Genomic DNA, 21897 nt, shown 5'->3' on the forward strand with positions numbered 1-21897 from the left:
CAAATTCCTATGTTTAAATTTATGAGGGGAAACAAGATATATGACTTGTATTTTAGGACAACAGTTCAAAGCAATTACATTATGTAAACAAAAATGAACTACTCCCATATTTTATTTCGAATTTTTTCCTTATTATATATCTGAAATAACACATAGATTTCATACTTTTCCCGCTATAAATTCCACCATTAAAGTTTGATTTTCTTTTCAATACAAGAAATAAAGAGCACGCTATAATTAGCGCACTCTTTACTTCTTCACATATACTTCAACAATCGGATTTTCCTTTTGATCTGCATGTAAACGTATATTCTCTTCACCCGTATTATAAATGCTAGCTACCAGCATAACTGTTAACAAATTAGGGATTTTCCCGTCACTCCCATATTTTCGTTCAAGAGCTTCTGTATACTCGAAATCCAAATCCCCCTGCACATATGTATACACTTCAAAACCATCTTCCAAATTACATACGACCGTATCAATAATATCCGCTCCTACTTGTTTCTTCATTTCACCTCGCAGTGCTTCTATTAATTCCTCCCAAGGAACTTCGTACGTCTGAAATTGGTCTGTAGATTTCATTTCTCTTCCTCCTCGTTATGTATCCTGTTCGTATATTTCCCCTTTCGTATAACAATTATGATAGATAGGTCATTCGTACAAGCCGCACTTGTCCTGCTTACATATCGTATTACGGTAATACGGAAGGAGGAAAGAACATGCATAGACAAAAATGTTATAATACATGCCAACGTTATTTCGGAAAAGTTGTTCGAATTGAAGATCGTGATGGTCATATCCATTTAGGAAAAATAATAGACGTGACAAATGATTCTGTTTGGATTGAGCCAGTACAGCAGCGTTCATCTTTTGATACAGGATTTGGATACCATGGCGCATATTCAAATGGCGGATGTGATATTTGCGGCGGTCTTAGCAGATGTGATAACTGTGGATTTGGATGTGGTGGTGGATTCGATGGTGGATTCGGTGGTGGATTCGGTGGTGGATTCGGTGGCTGCGGATGTGGCCGTCGTGGTTGCGGCGGTTGTGGATTTGGCGGTGGCTGGGGCCTTGAACTCGGATTTGGCTTTATTTTTGGAATTACTTTGGCTGCATTATTTTTCATCTAACATAGTAAAGAGTTGACTATCTTTAGCCAACTCTTTTTCTATTTTTCACATATAAAAATCCGATGCCCTAAAATATGTTGATACATAAGCAGTACTTGTTCGTGTTGCACCCACGCCTCATACAATTCTTCCGGAATAAACGGTGATACATTCCACTCTGGCTCTTCCACATGTCCTGCAACTGTTTCTGCAATAGTTCCGCCACCGGCAATTGTAATTCTTTTAAAATTTGCTGCTTTAAATAAATGAATCCACTCATTCTCAGTTAATAATTCTTTCATACCGTATAACTGTCCAATCTTTTCCTCCTCTTTCTTCTCAATATGTTTTTCGGTAATCATTTCAATGACAACAAGCTTTCCATCCTTTTGTAATACACGATAACATTCCGAAATAACCTTTTCTTTATTTGTAAAAGCGAGTATAGATTCTCCAAGTACAAGCTCAAAAGAATCATTTAAACACGGTAACCCTTCTACATCGCCTTGAATCAATTGTATATTTAAACCATCAAACAACCATCTATCTTTCGCTTTTTGAATCATAATTTCATTCTTTTCAACCGCTGTCACTTTATAACCCAATTCTTTTGTCATATACGCCGCTGTTTTCCCAGTACCGCAACCTATCTCAAGAACATTTGCTCCGTGTCTAAGTGGCAATTGAGATAGCAATTGCTTCGTTAACGTAAAACCACCAGGATGAGCACTCCCTATTCCGTAATAAGCTAGAAAATCAATGTATGTGTTTCGTTTCATGAGATTCTCCTTTGAGTTTTCTATAATACATATATTCATCCATAAAAAAATAGTGCACAGAAAAACAAGCATTTTCAAGTGCTATAATACCGCAACTTGAAAATGCTTGTTTCTTTTATTATTTCTCTTCTACATACGCCCATTTGAAACTATATTCCGGACTAATATTATGTTTCACAATTCCCTTTACATTTGGTTGCATAACATATGCTTTAGCACTTTGATATAAAGGTACAAGCGCTACATCTTCTTCAAGTAACAATTTCTCTGCCTTCCCTAACTCTGCCCAACGTTTTTTTGCATCAGCCATCCATTCTGTCTTACTTTTATCAATAATGTCATCATATTTTGAATTTGAGTAGCTCATTTGGTTCTGAGAATTCTTTGTTTCAAACATATCAAGGTACGTCATCGGATCCGCATAATCTGGATTCCAGCCGCCATATGAGAAATCATAATCTTGATCTGATTCTAATTTTAGTTTTTGCTTAAATGGTTGAAGTTTAATATTTACTGTTACACCTTTTAGATTCTTTTCAATTTGATCTTTCACGTACTCCCCAACTTTTTTCGCATTACCAGTATCATAATTTAATAATTCAATTGTCACTTGATCTTTTCCAAGTTCTTTTTTCGCTTCTTCCCAAGCTGCTGCTGCCTTTTTGGAATCTTGTTTTAAACCATTCTTGAATGTTTCTGCGAAATCTTTACCGTCTGGTCCACTTGCTAAACCTTTTGCTACTAAGTAATCAACTGGTTTTGAACCATCATTTAAAATTACATTAGTTAAACCCTTCTTATCAACCGATAATGCAATTGCTTCACGTAATTTTTTGCTCTTTAACGGTGTATCTTGCCCACCACGTTTTTGATTTAGACGTAAGTAAAACGTACTTGTTTCCGAATATGCTCCAAACTCATCTTTTTTATTTCTATACTTATCAACGAATTCTCCAGATAAAAGTGCAAAATCAATTGCACCTGTATCATATAAATTCACCCTAGTAGCTGCTTCTTTTACTACACTATAATTAATTTCATCTAATTTCACTGTCTTTTTATCCCAATACTGATCATTTTTCTTCAACTTCCAACCTTGCTCATGCTTCCAATCAGTAAGCACAAATGGACCGTTATAAACTGTTGTATCGGACTCTAAACCGTATTTCTTCCCTTTTTCTTTTACAAACTTTTCATTTAACGGATAGTATGATGCAAATGCCATTAAGTTCAAGAAATATGGTACCGGTCTGTCTAATTCAACTTCAAGCGTATAATCATCAACTGCTTTTACACCTAACGTAGAAACTTCTGCTTTCCCTTGATTAATTGCTTCTGCATTTTTAAGATAGTAAGCAATAAATGCATACTCAGCAGCTGTTTGTGGATCTACTAGACGTTGCCATGCAAATACGAAATCTTTCGCAGTTACAGGATCACCGTTTGACCATTTTGCATCTTTACGTAATTTGAATGTATATTTTTTACCATCCTCGCTTTTTGTACTAGATTCTGCTACAGCTGGGATTGGCTTATTATCTTTATCAAGGCGATATAAACCTTCCATTGTATTCCCCAAAATTTGCGAGCCAAGTGTATCTGTATTTTTTGAAGTATCCATCGTCGGAATTTCATTCGTTTCTGTACGATTTAACACTTGCTTTGCCGCATATTTAATATCGGATTTCTTCTCTTCCCCACCATTATTAGACGTCGTAGTCGTTTTCTTTTCCCCACCGGAAGACCCAGAACATGCTGTTAACGCCATACTCATCGCTAATACTGGCGCTACAACCGCCGTGAACTTTTTCATCTTTTTCTTCATTCTTGTACCCTCCCCAATTATATGTACGCTACTAACTTTTAGAGATTTCTACCAACTTTATTTATCAGAAAATTCTTATTAATTAATATTCTACTATTTTTTTCAGTTTTGTAAAGTATTTTTGTAAATTTTCTAAATATTTATTTTTTTATGATAATAACTTGCTATTTTACTATTACTACTATATGAATTATCCCCCGTCTACTATATGTAAACATATCCCCTCTTATTCTTCTCTATTGCTATGTTCTATATTTTTCTCATCAATATGAAATCTCTGCTATCATTTATCTATCCAATTGTTGAACTCCTTTCTAATTTCCATGTGCCTTATTCTCTTATTCATACAAAAAAAGCATTTCAAAAGCAGATTAGCCGCTTTTGAAATGCTTTCATATTATTTCTTTCCGCCATCCTCAGTTACATACGCCCACTTAAAGCTATATTCTGGACTAATGTTGTGTTTCACAATTCCTTTTACATTCGGTTTCATTACATACGATCTTCCTGTTTGATATAAAGGAACTAACCCTGCATCTTCTTCAAGGAATAATTTTTCTGCTTTTCCTAACGCTTCCCAACGCTTCTTCGGATCAGATAATAATTCATTACCTGCTTTTTGCACCATTTCATCGTATTTCGGATTCGAATAACTCATTTGGTTATATGGGCTCTTCGATTCAAACATATCAATAAATGTCATCGGATCCGCATAGTCTGGACTCCAGCCTGCATAGGAAATTTCATAGTCTTGCGCTGATTCTAATTTTAATTTCTGTTTGAATGGCTGAATTTTCGTGTTAATTGTTACACCTTTTAAATTTTTCTCAATTTGATCTTTAACATAATCAGCAATCTTTTTCGCAGTTCCATCATCATAGCTTAGTAATTCAATTGTAACTTGATCTTTTCCAAGTTCCTTTTTCGCTTCTTCCCATGCAGCTGCTGCTTTTTTCGTATCTTGTTTCAGACCATTTTTAAACGTATCTTGGTAATCTTTACCGTCAGGTCCTGTCGCAAGCCCTTTTGGAACCAATTGATCTGTTGCTTTTGATCCATTATTTAAAATAACATTTGCTAAACCTTTTTTATCAACTGATAACGCAATTGCTTCACGAAGTTTTTTGCTCTTTAATGGTGTATCTTGTCCGTTACGCTTTTGATTTAAACGTAAGAAGAATGTACTTGATTCTGCATACTCACCGTACTCATCTTTATTCGATTTATATTTATCTACAAATTCTCCTGACAGTAATGTAAAGTCAATCGATCCTGTATCATATAAATTTACTTTTGTAGCCACTTCTTTTACAACGCTGTAATTAATTTCTTCTAATTTCACAGTCTTATTATCCCAATACTTATCATTTTTCTTCAGCTGCCAACCTTGTTCATGTTTCCACGATGCCATTACAAATGGCCCGTTATACACTGTTGTATCTGCTTCTAAACCGAATTTCTCTCCTTTTTCTTTTACGAACTTTTCATTTAAAGGATAATATGACGGGAATGCTAATAGGTTTAAGAAGTACGGTACCGGTTTTTCTAATTCTACTTCTAGTGTATAATCATCTACAGCTTTTGCTCCTAATTCTGTTGCAGGTTTTTCACCTTTATTAATTGCCTCTGCATTTTTAATATAGTAGGCAATAAACGCATATTCTGCCGCTGTATTTTTATCAAGTAAGCGCTGCCATCCATATACGAAATCTTTCGCTGTTACAGGATCTCCATTTGACCATTTCGCATCTTTACGCAGTTTGAACGTATATTTTTTACCATCTTCGCTTTTCGTACTTGATTCTGCAGCAGCCGGAATAGGCTTATTATCTTTATCAAGACGATATAAACCTTCCATTGTGTTCCCTAAAATTTGTGCTCCTAACGTATCAGTAGATTTAGAAGTATCCATCGTCGGAATTTCTTGGTTTTCCGTACGATTTAATACTTGCTTCGCTGCATATTTAATATCAGATTTTTTTTCTTCCCCACTATTAGATGTAGTAGTCGTTTTCTTCTCTCCACCTGACCCAGAGCATGCTGTCAATGCTACACTCATCGCTAAAACTGGTACTACAACTGCTGTTAACTTTTTCATCTTTTTTCTCTTCATTTTTATACCCTCCCCAATTATATGTACAATACCAACCCTTGAGAGACCCCTTGCTAACGATTATTTTTCTGAAAATTACAACTAATATTATTCTACTCTTTTTTTCGTATTTGTAAATAGTTTTATTTTAAATATTCTGATTTTAATCTTCATAATTTAGTATGATTTATCCCCCATCTACTATATGTACGTACTATACGCCTTATTCTTCTCTATTTAACTGAACTAAAAATTAGTATTTTTAGCTCAATAAAAAACATTCCAAAAGTAGAATAACCACTTTTGGAATGTTTTTTAAATTCTATTACTTTCCGTCTTTTTCAGTAATATAAGTCCATTTGAAGCTATACTCTGGACTGATGTTATGGTGAACAACGTCTTTTACATTCGATTTTTGAACGTAAGCATCACCACGTTGGTATAGAGGTACAAGCGCTACATCTTGCTCAATAAGTAGTTTTTCTGCTTTTCCTAACTCTTCCCAACGTTTCTTCGCATCACCCATTAATTCTCCGCCAGCCTTCTTAATCATTTCATCATATTTCGGATCAGAGAAGCTCATTTGGTTATGAGAATGCTTAGACTGGAACATATCTAAGAATGTCATTGGATCTGCGTAGTCAGGTCCCCAACCAGCATATGATAAATCATAATCTTGCTCTGTTTCTAACTTCAGTTTTTGTTTGAATGGTTGAAGTTTAATGGTAACTGTTACACCTTTTAAATTTTTCTCAATTTGATCTTTAACATATTCCCCAACTTTTTTCGCATTACCTGTATCATAGTTTAATAGTTCAATTGTAACTTGGTCTTTACCAAGTTCTTTTTTCGCTTCTTCCCATGCAGCAGCTGCTTTTTTCGCATCTGGCTTGATACCATTTTTAAATGTTTCTTGGAAGTCCTTACCGTCTGGTCCAGTTGCTAATCCCTTTGGTACTAAGAAGTCCGCAGGTTTAGATCCATCATTTAAAATAACACTTGCTAAATTTTTCTTATCGATTGAAAGTGCAATTGCTTCACGTAATTTTTGACTCTTTAATGGTGTATCTTGTCCACCACGTTGTTGGTTCATACGTAAGAAGTACGTACTTACTTGTGAGTATGTTCCAAACTCATCTTTATTATTTCTATACTTATCAACAAATTCTCCTGATAAAAGTGCAGAATCAACTGCACCTGTATCATATAGGTTTACCTTTGTAGCTACTTCTTTTACTACACTGTAATTAATTTCATCTAATTTTACAGTCTTTTTATCCCAATATTGATCATTTTTCTTTAGTTTCCAGCCTTGTTCATGTTTCCAATCAGTAAGAACGAATGGTCCGTTATAAACTGTTGTATCAGATTCTAAACCGTATTTATCGCCTTTTTCTTTTACGAATTTTTCATTTAATGGGTAGTACGATGGGAATGCAACTAGATTTAAGAAGTATGGTACTGCTTGTTCTAATTCAACTTCAAGCGTAAGGTCATCTACTGCTTTTACACCTAATGTAGATACTTCTGCTTTCCCTTGGTTAACTGCTTCTGCATTTTTAATTGGGAATGCGATAAACGCATACTCAGCAGTTGTTTTTGGATCTAATAGACGTTGCCATGCAAATACGAAATCTTTTGCTGTTACAGGATCACCATTTGACCATTTTGCATCTTTACGTAGTTTAAATGTATATTTTTTACCATCCTCACTCTTCGTGCTTGATTCTGCTGCAGCTGGGATTGGTTTGTTATCTTTATCTAATCGATATAAACCTTCCATCGTGTTCCCTAAAATTTGAGAACCTAATGTATCTGTATTTTTAGAAGTATCCATTGTTGGAATTTCATTTGTCTCTGTTCGATTTAATACTTGTTTCGCTGCTAATTTTTCCCCTGACTTGCTATCTCCACTTGAGCTAGAATTTGTACTTGTCTTCTTATCTCCACCTGATGTAGAACATGCTGTTAATGCCATGCTCATTGCTAAAACCGGTACTACAACTGCTGTTAGTTTTTTCATTTTTTTCTTTTTCATTTTCTGTACCCTCCCTAATTCTAAACGATATCTATTTAAGAATTTTCTGATAATTCTGTTTTTCTTTATATATTTATCAGACGATTCTTACTACTTCTTATTCTACTAATTTTTTAAAATTTGTAAAGTATTATTATTAAAAATTTTTAAAAAATTATTTTCTTACAGTAATATTCATAAAAATTCTATATAGTTTTTTAACATCATTTTTCCTCGTTACATATACACTATTTTAATAGTGTATATTATGTTTTTTAATAAACATACTGTAGATTATCGTTAATAAATAATGTATATTCTAGAAATCTTTTTACTACAAAAACGAAAAAAGCCCACTTTCTCAGTGGACTTTCTAATTTACAACGGTAAATCCCTCTTCCTAAACACTACAATTGCTACTATGAAGATACTAAGCGCTCCAGCAGTTAAGCCTATACTTACTGGCCATATATTATATGTTCCTTCAGCAATTTCTTTCGGACGAAACAATGTAAACAAGGATATATTTCTCATCCATTCTAACTTATCACTTAATTTACCTACCATATCTAATACGAAAAATAAGATAGTTAAACTTGCTGAATAACTTAGTGCCTTTCTTTCGTCATTACATATACAAGAAAAGAAGAATGAATAAGCACTAACTACTAAAAATATTAGTCCTCCGACTACATTTATCTTCAGGAATAATTCTTTATTTAAGTTATTATCTTGTAGAAACCACTCTGCACCTACTATACCCGATACATACGTAACAGTTACTATGATTAGTAGTCCCAATATGAGAATAGACGCTTGTGTAATAGCAATTTGCACCCTGGATACAGGTGTTGCTAATAAATATGCCATCGCCCCTTTATCTACATGACGAGCAATTAAATGCGTTGCAACCGTGACACAAAAGATTGTTAAAATGATAATAAACAATAGGCTATAATATTCACCAGCTAAAAAATCCATTACATTTTGAATTGGACTTTCCATTCCAACAATTTTTTTTACACTATCAGGCATGGCACTTATTAATTCATTTAACCCTTTCGCTGAAACCATCGATGGGAATATCCAAATTAATAACCATAAATAAAGAGCTGCACCAGTTGCATAACTCAAAATACTTTTTTGTGTTTCTTTCAAACTAGCTAAAAACAATTGCTTATTCATGCTTTACCCCTTCTTTCTTATCGTAATAATGCATAAATAAATGTTCTAAATCCATTGCTCTCGTTTGAAGTGCCGTTACATTATAGTTTGAAAGTATTTGTAAAACAGCTTGATAGTTTCCTTGTACAATAATCGATGCTTCTCTTCCTTTCACCGCTTCAAATTGCAAATCACATTGTTTAAGAGACTCGATTTCTTCTTGAGATGATACTGTTACATCTATCACCTGTCTTCTCATGCCTTGTAAATCATGAATGTTTTCAACGGTTACAAGACAACCATCTTTAATAATAGCTACTCTGTCACAAGTTCTCTCAATTTCAGTGAAAATATGTGATGACATAAGGATTGTTTTTCCTCTTTGCTTTTCCTCTAATATTAAATCTATAAATATTTGCTGCATAAGTGGATCGAGTCCTGATGTCGGTTCATCTAAAATTAGCACTTCTGGATCATGCATAAATGCCGCAACTATACCTACTTTTTGTTTCATTCCTTTAGACATTTTTCGAATTGGTGTTTTCACATCGAATTGCAGACGCTCTATCAAGTCATCACGTCTCTTCGTTTCCTTTAACCCACGCATTCCTTGCATCAAATTTAAAAACTCTAATCCATTCATTCCTTCAATAAAAGAAATCTCTCCTGGCAAATAGCCAACTTCTCTTTGAATTTTCGCAGCATCTTCCCAACAATCTAATCCGAAAATTGTCGCTTTACCAGCCGTCGGTTTTATAAATCCCATTAAATTACGAATCGTTGTTGATTTCCCAGCACCATTTGGTCCTAAGTAGCCAAAAACTTCCCCTTCTTTCACTTCAAATGTAATATCAAACAAGCCTTTTCCATTTGAAAACTGTTTTGTAACATTTTGAACTGAAATCATAAATCCACCTCATTTTTTGAAATATTTAACATGTGATATTTCAAAATTATTGTACTCCTCATCTTTCATATTCGCAACAACTTTTTGAAATATTTATATGTCTATATTTCAAAATTATTGTTTTCAATTATTTTTTCTTGTATATTTTAAATGAGGTGATTGTATTGAACGGCTTTGAAAAAGTGAAAGAAAAGAAAAAACGTGCCATTAAAGATGCGGCCTTTACATTATTTTCAGAACGCGGATTTAATGAAGTAAAAATAGAACATATTGCAAAAAAAGCAAACGTTTCTCAAGTTACAATTTATAATCATTTTGGAAGTAAAGATGCATTATTTAGGGAGCTTATACAAGAATTTATAATATCTGAATTTCAATATTATAAAGAGCTTGCGGAAGAAAAATTACCGTTTCATGATATGATGCAAAAAATGATTGTAAGAAAAATGAATACGGGCGGGTTATTTCAGCCTGATATGCTACTACAAATGATGCAAAAAGACGAAGAGCTCCGAAAATTTATTTATAGTTATCAACACGAAAAAATTCTGCCTTGGTATTTAGAAATATTAGAACAAGCACAGCGCAAAAATGAAATTAATCCTCATCTTTCAAAAGAAATGATGTTACTGTACATTCAAATGTTCACTAAATTAGGTGATGATTTCGGGGCACAGCTTCTTGAAGGAGATCGAGAAAAACATATACAAGATATAGTTACGATGTTTTTTTATGGACTTTCCGTTCCGCAAAAATAAAAAAGACACATAATCGTGTCTTTTTTATTTTACCAAAATGACTCTACCAGTTTCACTACTTTCAATTGCCAATTGAATAATCCTAATAACTTCTAACCCTTCTTCTGCTGTTACAGGTGGTTTCTCACCATTTACAATACTATCTCTTACACCTTTATAATACATGTCATAGCAGCCGACTTCTGTTGGAATACGCTCTAAGCTTTCTCCTGTTTCTAAAGTAGCAAAATTCTCTTCAGAGTCTGCTCCATAACCATTATCCCCTGGCTTCATTCCAGTCTTTAATTGTTCTTCCTGTGAATCCATACCATACTTCACGATAGAACCTTTATCTCCATGCAGTGTAAAATGTGGTCCAGCTTGCTTTACGTAACTGCTACTATGTAAAATAACGCGCTTCACTCCATAGTGAAGTACAACATGGAAGTAATCATCAACTTCTGCACCTGGTCGTTGTTTTATTACATCTGCGCTTATCGCATCTGGTTTCCCAAATAATGATAATGCTTGGTCAATTAAATGCGATCCTAAATCATATAATATACCTGATCCTGGTAAGTTCTTTTCTCTCCAGCGATCGCGTACATGTGGGCGGAAACGATCGAAATGCGCTTCATATGCGTATACATTCCCTATTCTTTTTTCTTGTAATAATTTCTTTATCGTTAAGAAATCATTATCCAAACGGCGATTATGATACACACTTAAAACGACATTATGTCGGTTCGCTAATGAAATAAGTTCTTCTCCTTCTTCAATTGAAACAACGAATGGTTTTTCCACAACAACATGCTTGCCGTGTACAATTGCTTCTTTTACATATGGAAAATGGGTTGTATTCGGCGAAGTAATAACCACTAAGTCAATATCAGCTCGGTTTACTAATTCATCAATTGTACCAACAACTTCAGCATTTGGTAATGCTTGTTTCACTACTTCTTCTTTTGATGATAAAATAGCACGAATATCGTATTCTTCTATCGTTTGTAATAACGGGATGTGAAATGTTGTACTAGAAAATCCAAATCCTACAATCCCTACACCTATTTTTTTCATGTTGCCCCTCCATTTATCCCGCTTTAACGGGCAGTAAGATTCCTACCTCAAAATTCAGCGAAAGCAAAGAAATTAGGTGAGGAATCAACTGCTCGTAAAAGCTCGATTGGTGAAAGCTAATAATCAGTGGGGATAAAGAAAATCCCCACTGATTAAAGTTTCACTTTATGAGAACGATTTCATCTCATTATTATAACAAGATTATTTTTATATACATAACGTTTTGCTCATACATACCTTTTCATAACTAAAAACCTTGCTAGTTATACACTAGCAAGGTTTTTTCACATTTACTCTGTTCGTTTTTTTGTCCACGTTTCAATTACTTCACCAGTATCATTAACATCTAGTACTAAACTACCATTACTATACCGGTCTTTATTTCGAAACGCTTTCGGATCAATTTCTTCTACAATGTGTTTCTCTGTCTTCATGTAAACTAATTCATCATCTCGAACAATTTCAATACCGACAATGCGGTACGGATTACGTTTTAACTCTTTAAAAATTACAAGGCCTCGCTTCGCCCTCGTTGATTTCTCAATTTCCGATGCCTTTATACGTTTCACAGCACCTCGCTGCGTAACGAGAATAAGTTGATCTTTTTCACCATTTAACGGTTTACCAGAAGCAACATAGTCATCTTCTTTTAAATTAATTGCTTTCACACCAGCTGCTCTGACACCAACTGGACTTACTTCTTCTTCATTGAATACAAGTGCATATGCACCATGTGTTGCAAGAACAATATCACTTGTCCCATCTGTCGCAAATATATCAACAACTTCATCATCTTTTTTCAAGTTTACAGCAACGAATGCCCGTGAATAACGCTGCACTTTATATTGGTTTAATTCTGTTTTCTTAATCATACCGTTTCGTGTAACAAATACGATAAATCGTTTTTCTTCTTCAAAATTCGGTACGACTGTTGCCCAAATTAACGATTCATCTCGCTCGAGTGAAACAAGATTCGCAACGTGTTGACCTAAATCTTTCCAACGAATTTCTGGCATTTCATACACAGGAAGATAAATATAATTTCCTTTGTTCGTAAATAAAAGAACGGTTTCTGTCGTGTTTGTATCGAAACGCTCAAGTAAGATGTCACCCTCTTTCATACCGAAGTATTTCCCGTTCGATGCATTATGCGAACGCCAACCTGTTCGTTTCACATAGCCTTCTTTCGTTACAGTAACGATGACATCTTCTTGCGGAATCATAACTTCCACATCGATTTTAATTTCTTCAATTTCCTCTTCAATTATCGCACGGCGATTATCACTATATGTTTTCTTTACTCTCTTCAAATCTGTTTTAATAACTTGAAAAAGTCTTTTTTCACTTTGTAAAATTGACTGTAACTCTATAATTTTCTTACTAAGTTCCGCTGCTTCTTGCTCTAGCGCTGTAATATCTGTATTCGTTAAACGATATAATTGCAGTGAAACAATTGCTTCTGACTGCGCCTCTGTAAATCCAAATTTCGCACTTAAATTATCTTTCGCATTACGCTTATCTTTAGACCCACGGATCGTTTCAATCACTTCATCTAAAATTGATAATGCTTTCTTTAAACCTTCTACAATATGCTGACGATTTTCTGCTTTTCTTAATTCATATTGTGAGCGTCTTGTAACAACTTCTTTCTGATGTCCAATATATGCATCCAAAATCTTAGGTAATGTCATAAGTGTCGGACGACGATTATTTATCGCTACCATATTAAAGTTGTATGGAATTTGTAAATCTGTATTTTTATATAAATAATTTAAAATACCTTCAGCATTCGCTTCTTTTTTTAATTCTACAACGATACGAAGACCTGTACGATCTGTCTCATCACGTACTTCAGCAATTCCATCTAGCTTTTTATCTATACGTAATTCATCCATTTTCTTAACAAGATTCGCTTTATTTACTTCGTACGGAATTTCTGTAATAACGATTTGTTGCTTCCCGCCACGAATCGTTTCAACCTCTGCTTTTCCGCGAATAATAATTTTCCCTTTACCTGTTTCATACGCTTTTTTAATGCCATCTATCCCTTGTATAATACCACCTGTAGGGAAATCTGGTCCTTTAATAACTGTTAACAAGTCATCCACAGAACTATTCGGTTGATCGATACGCATCATTGTAGCATCAATTACTTCTCCAAGATGATGCGGTGGAATTTCTGTTGCATAACCAGCGGAAATCCCTGTAGATCCGTTCACTAATAAGTTCGGGAACATTGCCGGTAATACAATAGGTTCTTCACTCGTATCATCAAAGTTTGACACGAATTCTACTGTTTCTTTATCAAGATCACGTAATAACTCAGATGCGATTGGTGATAAACGTGCTTCCGTATAACGCATTGCCGCTGCTGGATCCCCATCAACACTACCGTTATTTCCGTGCATTTCAACTAAAACATTACGTACTTTCCAAGTTTGACTTAAACGGACCATCGCCTCATATACAGAGGAATCACCATGTGGATGATAATTACCGATAACATTACCTACTGTTTTAGCTGATTTACGAAACGCTTTATCATGTACGTTTCCTTCTACATACATAGAATATAAAATACGTCTTTGTACCGGTTTTAAACCGTCACGCGCATCTGGAAGCGCGCGGTCTTGAATAATATATTTACTATAACGTGCAAAGCGGTCACCTAACACGTCTTCAAGCGGGAGGTCATGAAACTTCTCTGCCTGCATGTTATTCCACCTCCGTCTCCATAATCATTTCATTTTCTAAAATATTTCCTTCTTCTTGCATACCAAATTGTACATTACGCTCAATCCATTTACGACGAGGTTCTACTTTATCACCCATCAATGTCGTAACTCGGCGCTCAGCTCTTGATGCATCGTCAATTTTCACACGGATTAACGTACGTGTTTCAGGATTCATCGTTGTTTCCCATAATTGATCGGCATTCATTTCGCCAAGTCCTTTATAGCGTTGCAACATGTAGCCTTTACCGACCTTTTTCGTTACACCACCTAATTCTTCATCAGACCATGCATATTCAATTACTTCACTTTTCCCTTTTCCTTTACTTACTTTATATAAAGGTGGAAGTGCGATAAATACTTTACCAGCTTCAATAAGTGGTTTCATATAACGATAGAAGAACGTCAGTAGTAACACTTGAATATGTGCTCCATCCGTATCTGCATCGGTCATAATAACAACTTTATCGTAGTTAATATCTTCAACCGCGAACTCATTCCCTACGCCGCCGCCAATTGCGTAAATAATCGTGTTGATCTCTTCATTCTTAAAAATATCAGCAAGCTTTGCTTTTTCCGTGTTAATTACTTTACCACGTAATGGTAGCACCGCTTGGAAACGACGATCTCGCCCTTGCTTTGCTGAACCACCAGCCGAGTCACCCTCTACTAAATACAATTCGTTTTTCTGAGGATTACGTGATTGTGCAGGTGTTAACTTCCCGCTTAAAGTACCTTCTGATTTTTTCTTCTTCTTACCAGTACGCGCTTCTTCTCTCGCTTTACGAGCAGCCTCACGTGCTTGTGCTGCTTTAATTGCCTTTCTCACAAGAAGTGTAGCTACATCCGGGTTTTCTTCTAAAAAGTAAGCTAAATGCTCAGATACAATTGCATCAATTGAAGAACGAGCTTCACTTGTACCTAGTTTCCCTTTCGTTTGCCCTTCAAACTGGAGTACGTCTTCTGGTACACGTACAGAAACAATCGAAGCTAATCCTTCTCGAATATCTGTACCCTCTAAATTTTTGTCTTTTTCTTTTAATAAAGAAACTTTACGAGCATACTCATTGAACACACGTGTCATTGCTGTTTTAAATCCAGCTTCGTGTGTACCACCGTCTTTTGTACGTACATTATTTACAAACGAAAGAATGTTTTCTGAGTAACCATCATTAAACTGAAACGCTAACTCTGCTTCAATTCCATTTTGCTCACCCGAGAAATATACAACTGGATGAATCGAATCTTTCTCTTCGTTTAAGTATGAAACGAAAGCCTCAATTCCTGTTTCATAATGAAACACATCTTCTAAATCATTACGTTCATCTTTTATCGAGATTTTCATTCCTTTTAATAAGAATGCAGATTCACGTAATCTCTCACATAATGTTTCATAATTATAATTTGTTGTGCTGAAAATAGTTGTATCTGGTTTGAAGTGCATCGTTGTACCAGACTCTTTCGTTTTCCCGATTTTCTCTAACGTCGTTGCAGGAGTACCACCATTTTCAAAGCGTTGTTCATAAATGCTACCATCTCGCTTAATCGTTACTACTAGCCATTCTGATAAGGCGTTTACAACTGATGCCCCAACACCGTGTAAACCACCACTCGTTTTATAGCCTCCTTGGCCAAACTTACCACCAGCATGAAGTACAGTTAAAATAACTTCAGGTGTCGGCTTTCCAAGCTTATGCATTCCCGTAGGCATTCCTCGCCCTTTATCAATTACGCTAATACTATTATCTTTATGTATTACGACAGAAATTTCGTCGCCAAATCCCGCTAATGCTTCATCAACGGAGTTATCTACTATTTCATATACTAAATGATGCAATCCACGGCTATCCGTACTCCCGATATACATACCCGGGCGTTTTCGAACGGCTTCAAGTCCTTCTAACACTTGAATTGCATCTTCATTATATTGGAACTGATGCTTCGCCAAACTCCTTGCCCCTTTCCTAATCAAATTAGAACATATGTTTCTATTATAGAATAACGCCTCGACTATAGTTTTGGCAAGTTATCTTATCTCTTTTATATACTATTTTCAATAGAAAAATCCTTGTTTTTTTCACAAGGATTCCTCTAGGCTACTATTTCAGAAAAATAATCGTTTGTCAACGAGAAATGGATATGTATTCCAACATTATACATTCCAAACCTTTATCATGATCCAAATGATCAATATCCAAAATGGGATAACAAGTAATACTCCCCAAAAACAGCCTTTAAAAAATCTCATGATGAACACCTCGTTCATCCGCCCTACTTATGTAAAAAGCGAGGGCTGAATCAATCTTTCTATCTTTAAAATCTATACTATTTTGTCATTACATGCTCTACTTTAATGCAACGATCCATTATTACTGTGTAGCCTTTTTCTTGTAAAAGTTTATATGTATCTTCATCTTGTACTCCTAATTGTGCCCAGAAAACATCTGCATCAATCTCTACAAACTCTTCCGCAACATCCTTTAAAAATTCTGAGCGACGAAACACATTTACAATATCAACATGTTCTTTAATATCCGTCAGTGAAGAAACCGCCTTTTCTCCGAGTACTTCATCTACTGTTGGATTTACTGGAATAATGCGGTACCCAGCATCTTGCATTGCTTTTGAAACCATATACGATGTGCGTTCTGGCTTATCTGATAATCCAACAACTGCAATCGTTTTACTTTTCTTTAATACTTCACCAATTTCCGTACGAGTTGGGTTTTCAATTGCCATAATTAATCCCTCCTATTCCTTTAGTATATCCGATAAAGAAAGTCTCTTTCAACATGAAAGAGACTTTCTTTTATTCCGATTATTGATTCTTAGTAGCTGAATTATCTGCTAACGTAGCTGATTTCGTCATTTTTTGACCATTGCGATAGAATGTAACTTCTACTTTCTCGCCTACTTTTTTCTTTTCATATAAATATTTACGGAATTGAAGTGAATTTTCTACTTTTTGATCATCTAACGCTACTACTATATCATATTGCTCTAAACCAGCTTTTTCCGCTGGTGATATTGGATAAATTTTACCTAATACAACTCCATTTGTTACTTCTTTTGGCACTTTTAATTGATTTACTGCATAAGCTTGCACATCTTCTAATGAAACGACACCGACTCCTAGTGCTGGACGTTTCACCACTCCATCTTTTTCAAGTGATTCAATAACTGGTTTTGCAATGTTAATTGGAATTGCAAAACCAATACCCTCTACTGATTGCTGAGCTATTTTACTTGAGTTAATACCGATTACCTCACCGTTTTGGTTAAATAGTGCACCACCACTGTTACCAGGGTTAATCGCTGCATCTGTTTGAATAACTTGTGCTTGCCAATCAGGACGTTTATCACCATCAATATCAACTGGAATTTCACGCTCTTTACTACTGATGATACCTTCCGTTACACTTCCATCAAATCCTAATGGATTACCGATTGCAATTGCTTTTTCACCCGCACGGATTTTACTGGAATCACCTAAACTTGCAACTTTATTCACATTAGATCCATCAATCTCTACAACAGCTAAGTCCAACCAAGGGTCCTTACCAACTAATTTTGCATCGACTTGCTTTCCATCGCTTAGTTTAACGGCAAGTTTATTTGCACCATCTACTACGTGGTTATTTGTTACGATATATGCTTTATTTCCTGCTTTTTTATAAATAACACCTGAGCCTGTACCAGCTGTTTGTTCTTGACCTGTCGGCTGCATCGCAAATGGATCAACACTTTGTTGCATATTAATCACACCTACAACAACATCCTTCGCGCCTTCGATCATTCCCGGTAAATCAGTTTCATTTTTCGCTTTATTTACAACTGGAACTACAGTTCCTTCTACTTGTTTATTAGAATTGAATGACGAAACAGCTGCATCATTATTTTGCACCCATGGCATGTACGGTGCTGCAAAACTAATCGAAACCGCCCCGACTACAGCTCCAACTAAACCTGTGAAAAAATATCCTTTTTTACTACCTGATTTTTTCACTTCTCTCGTTTCACTATGCTCTTCATTCAAATTCGGTCCGTCGTAATATCCCATGTTTTATTTCCCCTCCCTGGTGAATTCGTACTTTCAGTATAGTCACATTTTGTGTCCTTCTTGTGAACTCATCGTGAAATCCAATTAAAAAAATACTCCTATCTACCATTGTAGACAAGAAAAGTATTTTTTGTACATTCCACCTACAAAGGAGAGTGTAAATTTGCTATATCCCAAAGCCGGGATGCATAGTAGCTTAAAGGTTATTCTTCGAATTTGTAACCTACTCGAATAACAGTGCCGATATGCTTCGCCTTATCTCCTAGCTTATTTCGCAGTTTTTTAATATGTGTATCAACCGTTCGGTCATCACCGTAGTAATCATATCCCCATAACTGATCTAATAAATGTTGACGTGACAACACAATTCCTTTGTTCTCCATTAAATAAACAAGAAGTTCAAACTCCTTATGTGTCAATATAATTTCTTCACCATCTACTAAAACTGTTCTAGATAGTCGATTCACTTCTATTCCAGCTAAAGACATAGTATTTTCTTCTGATACTCCTACTGCTCCATCCGCACGTTTCAATAACGTCTTTGCACGAGCTACTAACACTTTCGGACTAAAAGGTTTTGTTACATACTCATCTGCCCCTAGTTCAAAGCCTAGTAATGTATCATCCTCATCAGAACGTGCTGTCAGCATAATAATTGGTACCGCTGACTCTTTTCTAATTCGTCTACAAACAGACCAACCATCTATTTCTGGTAACATAATATCTAACATAATTAAATCAATTGTATGTTCAGCAAATAATTCTAGCGCTTTTTTTCCATCTTCCGCTTCGATTACTTCAAAGCCTTCATTACGAAAATAATCACTAACAATTTCACGTAATCTTCTTTCATCTTCAACAAGTAATACTGTTTTATTCATATAATCTATCCCGCCTTTTTACTCTTTCAATCGAATAATACGTTGATTGGAGCTTCCGCGAAATGGAAGTGTTAAATCTTTTTTCTCGATTTCAAATCTTCCATCGACTAAAACATCCCCATACTGTAACAACTCTATCATATCATTATTTCGAGAACTCTGTATCTCTTCTAACGTATAACCTGTATACATCCATAGATTTTTTTTCAAATCTTTCACAGCTTTTGCTACTTTTTTCACTTCAGCAGCTTGGAAGAATGGATCTCCACCTGAAAATGTTACATCTGTTAATGAATTACTTTCAATCTCTTTCACAATTTCTTCTACCGTCATTTCAGTTCCATTGCAAACATTCCAAGATTTCGGGTTATGGCATCCGAAACAACGATGCGGACAGCCCGCAAAAAACACGACTGTCCGCAACCCTTCTCCATCTACTACACTATCATGAATGATATTCATAACTTTCATTTATGCTTCACCCGATCCATCTCTTCACTGCGTTTCGCGCTATTCCACTTTGACATATCTCCTACAAGATAGCCCGTTATACGGCGAATTCTTTCTATATTAGCCTCATCTTCATTTCCACAGCTTGGACATTCATTCCCAATAACTCCGTGATAACTACAGCACTTACAACGATCAACAGGATGATTTATTGAACCGTACCCAACGCCATTCTCTGCCATCGCTTGCACAATTTGCTTTAATGCCTTTTTGTTATGCATAGCTGCTCCGTCTAGTTCAATATACGTAATATGTCCCCCGTTACATAGGGCATGGAAAGGTCCTTCTAAACGAATTTTATTTATCGCTTGAATGTTATAATAAACTGGAATATGGAATGAATTCGTATAGTAATTATGGTTCGTTATACCGCTAATCTCACCAAATTCTTCTCTATCTTTTTTCACAAACTTTCCTGATAACCCTTCTGCTGGCGTTGCAATTACAGAGAAATTGAGTTGATGTTCTTCCATCGCCTTATCCATTCTCTCTCTCATAAAGGAAATAATTTCATATCCAAGCTTCCACGATTCTTCATTTTCTCCATGATGCTTTCCAGTTAACGCTACTAAACATTCTGCAAGACCGATAAAACCAAGACTTAACGTCCCTTGTTTTAAAATCGGTGCCACAGCATCTTCAGGTTGTAACGTCTCTCCACCGCGCCATACACCTTGTGAATATAAGAACTGAAAATCTCTTGCTCTCTTTGTACATTGATAAGCAAATCTCTCTAATAATTGCTTAACGCCTAAATCTAAATAATAACTTAGCGCTTCAAAAAACGCTTCTTTTGAACCACTAATTAGCGCTAATTTCACTAAATTAATAGAAGTAAACGATAAATTCCCTCTTCCAATTGCTGTTTCTTCCCCATGTATATTAGACATAACACGAGTACGGCACCCCATATAACATACTTCACTTTCAGGTCGACCGTCATAATGCACAGCATTAAACGGAGCATCTAAAAACGAAAAGTTAGGGAATAATCGCTCAGCGGTCGTTTCTAATGCTAATTCAAATAAATCATAGTTCGGATCACACTCTTCAAAGTTCACGCCTTTTTTCATTTTGAAAATTTGAATAGGAAAAATCGGTGTTTCCCCTTTACCAAGTCCAGCTTGCGTCGCTTTTAAAAGTTGCTTAATTAAAAGTCTTCCCTCTTTCGATGTGTCTGTTCCGTAGTTAATAGAAATAAATGGTACTTGTCCCCCGCCTCTACTATGCATACTATTTGAATTATGAACGAAAGCCTCACACGCCTGATACGTATCATTTTCTGTCTCTTTCCATGCAAATTCCTCTATTTGTTCTTTCGTAAGCGGATATGACTGTAGTCGTTTTTTATGTCTCTTTACTGTTTTTCTCACATATTGAGCTAAGTCAATATCAAAGAGTGCAAACGATTGACCACCGTGCTGCATATTTTGATTCGCCTGAAAAATAATTGAAGAAAGCGCCAACGCACTTTTAATGTCTTGCGGTTGTCTCATATGTCCATGGCCAGTATGAAAACCGTTAGCTAGCATTTGCGCTAACGGAATTTGCGAACAAGTCGTCGTTCCTGTTGCATAAAAATCTAAATCATGTGGATATAATATATTTTGATCTATCGCTTTTTTCACTTGATCTGATAATAATTTTTCTACTGCATAATACTTTGCGCTCTCAGATGCGAACGTTCCCATTACTCCCATTGGAGATCGACCATCTACATTTGCATTTTCCTGCATTAAATCTTGTTCATTACCATGGATAATTGTCTCAAATACTTTCATTAATTCTTCTCCACGTACATTTTGTTTCAACATTCATAACCCTCCACCAACATGTTGTTGTCTTTTGATTAAAATCATACAACATATAGTTCTTCTGTTCCTGTGAAAAATGTAACATTCCTGTGAAAGTTTTTTTAAAAATTAATGACTTTTTCATTTATAAAAAAGAAATGTGCTCTTTACAAATGTATGGTACAATAAATGGGAAAAACTCTTTTTA

The 21897-nt window shown here is 35.4% G+C and carries 17 protein-coding genes; 2 read left to right on the forward strand and 15 right to left on the reverse strand.

The features are described from left to right. Nucleotides 1-249: 249 nt before the first annotated feature. Nucleotides 250-585, reverse strand: coding sequence for a hypothetical protein (locus MR155_RS15195; protein ID WP_201064870.1), 336 nt, complete (start codon nt 583-585; stop codon nt 250-252). Nucleotides 586-722: 137 nt separating this feature from the next. On the opposite strand from MR155_RS15195, the gene MR155_RS15200 reads away from it, so the two are divergent. Further along, a complete protein-coding gene (locus tag MR155_RS15200; protein ID WP_242310417.1) occupies nt 723-1136 on the forward strand; it encodes a hypothetical protein in 414 nt (137 codons plus the stop codon). 38 nt (nt 1137-1174) lie between these two features. Here the strand turns inward: MR155_RS15200 and MR155_RS15205 are convergent, their stop codons facing one another. The 6 genes from MR155_RS15205 to MR155_RS15230 all read right to left on the reverse strand — a co-directional run bounded on the left by MR155_RS15205 (nt 1175) and on the right by MR155_RS15230 (nt 9899). Then, nucleotides 1175-1894, reverse strand: a complete 720-nt coding sequence (locus MR155_RS15205; RefSeq protein ID WP_016092062.1) for a class I SAM-dependent methyltransferase — start codon at nt 1892-1894, stop codon at nt 1175-1177. A gap of 118 nt (nt 1895-2012) precedes the next feature. Continuing rightward, on the reverse strand, nt 2013-3719 hold the full coding sequence (locus MR155_RS15210; protein WP_201064862.1) for a peptide ABC transporter substrate-binding protein: 1707 nt from the start codon (nt 3717-3719) through the stop codon (nt 2013-2015). 397 nt (nt 3720-4116) lie between these two features. Continuing rightward, nucleotides 4117-5832 carry a peptide ABC transporter substrate-binding protein gene (locus MR155_RS15215; protein WP_242310419.1) on the reverse strand — a complete coding sequence of 572 codons (1716 nt, stop codon included), beginning with the start codon at nt 5830-5832 and terminating at the stop codon, nt 4117-4119. Between the two features lie 304 nt (nt 5833-6136). Then, the gene (locus MR155_RS15220; RefSeq protein ID WP_242310421.1) at nt 6137-7849 is read right to left on the reverse strand and encodes a peptide ABC transporter substrate-binding protein; all 1713 of its coding nucleotides are present in this window, start codon (nt 7847-7849) and stop codon (nt 6137-6139) included. A 357-nt stretch (nt 7850-8206) separates the two neighbouring features. Next, nucleotides 8207-9013, reverse strand: a complete 807-nt coding sequence (locus MR155_RS15225; RefSeq protein WP_242310423.1) for an ABC transporter permease subunit — start codon at nt 9011-9013, stop codon at nt 8207-8209. Beyond that, nucleotides 9006-9899 carry an ABC transporter ATP-binding protein gene (locus MR155_RS15230; protein ID WP_242310425.1) on the reverse strand — a complete coding sequence of 298 codons (894 nt, stop codon included), beginning with the start codon at nt 9897-9899 and terminating at the stop codon, nt 9006-9008. The genes MR155_RS15225 and MR155_RS15230 overlap by 8 nt, the downstream gene beginning before the upstream one ends. A gap of 164 nt (nt 9900-10063) precedes the next feature. Between MR155_RS15230 and MR155_RS15235 the strand changes: the two genes are divergently transcribed. Further along, nucleotides 10064-10657, forward strand: coding sequence for a TetR/AcrR family transcriptional regulator (locus tag MR155_RS15235; RefSeq protein ID WP_242310427.1), 594 nt, complete (start codon nt 10064-10066; stop codon nt 10655-10657). A gap of 24 nt (nt 10658-10681) precedes the next feature. Here the strand turns inward: MR155_RS15235 and MR155_RS15240 are convergent, their stop codons facing one another. The 8 genes from MR155_RS15240 to MR155_RS15275 form a co-directional block, all read right to left on the reverse strand. Continuing rightward, complete coding sequence (locus MR155_RS15240; protein WP_242310429.1) at nt 10682-11713, reverse strand: oxidoreductase; 1032 nt, start codon at nt 11711-11713, stop codon at nt 10682-10684. A gap of 290 nt (nt 11714-12003) precedes the next feature. After that, nucleotides 12004-14427, reverse strand: a complete 2424-nt coding sequence (gene parC, locus MR155_RS15245; protein WP_002087770.1) for a DNA topoisomerase IV subunit A — start codon at nt 14425-14427, stop codon at nt 12004-12006. A 1-nt stretch (nt 14428) separates the two neighbouring features. Continuing rightward, nucleotides 14429-16393, reverse strand: a complete 1965-nt coding sequence (gene parE / locus MR155_RS15250) for a DNA topoisomerase IV subunit B (protein WP_002087772.1) — start codon at nt 16391-16393, stop codon at nt 14429-14431. A gap of 377 nt (nt 16394-16770) precedes the next feature. Next, nucleotides 16771-17184, reverse strand: coding sequence for a CoA-binding protein (locus tag MR155_RS15255; protein ID WP_016092071.1), 414 nt, complete (start codon nt 17182-17184; stop codon nt 16771-16773). 79 nt (nt 17185-17263) lie between these two features. After that, nucleotides 17264-18505, reverse strand: a complete 1242-nt coding sequence (locus MR155_RS15260; RefSeq protein WP_016092072.1) for a S1C family serine protease — start codon at nt 18503-18505, stop codon at nt 17264-17266. Nucleotides 18506-18708: 203 nt separating this feature from the next. After that, nucleotides 18709-19386 carry a response regulator transcription factor gene (locus tag MR155_RS15265; protein ID WP_002087776.1) on the reverse strand — a complete coding sequence of 226 codons (678 nt, stop codon included), beginning with the start codon at nt 19384-19386 and terminating at the stop codon, nt 18709-18711. A gap of 18 nt (nt 19387-19404) precedes the next feature. Then, on the reverse strand, nt 19405-19857 hold the full coding sequence (gene nrdG, locus MR155_RS15270; RefSeq protein ID WP_002137702.1) for an anaerobic ribonucleoside-triphosphate reductase activating protein: 453 nt from the start codon (nt 19855-19857) through the stop codon (nt 19405-19407). Continuing rightward, nucleotides 19854-21710, reverse strand: a complete 1857-nt coding sequence (locus tag MR155_RS15275; protein WP_242310431.1) for an anaerobic ribonucleoside triphosphate reductase — start codon at nt 21708-21710, stop codon at nt 19854-19856. Before MR155_RS15275 ends, nrdG begins: the two co-directional genes overlap by 4 nt. Between the last annotated feature and the right edge of the window lie 187 nt (nt 21711-21897).

The organism is Bacillus cereus group sp. BfR-BA-01331, assembly GCF_022663915.1.
Classification (GTDB): Bacteria; Bacillota; Bacilli; order Bacillales; family Bacillaceae_G; genus Bacillus_A; species Bacillus_A mycoides.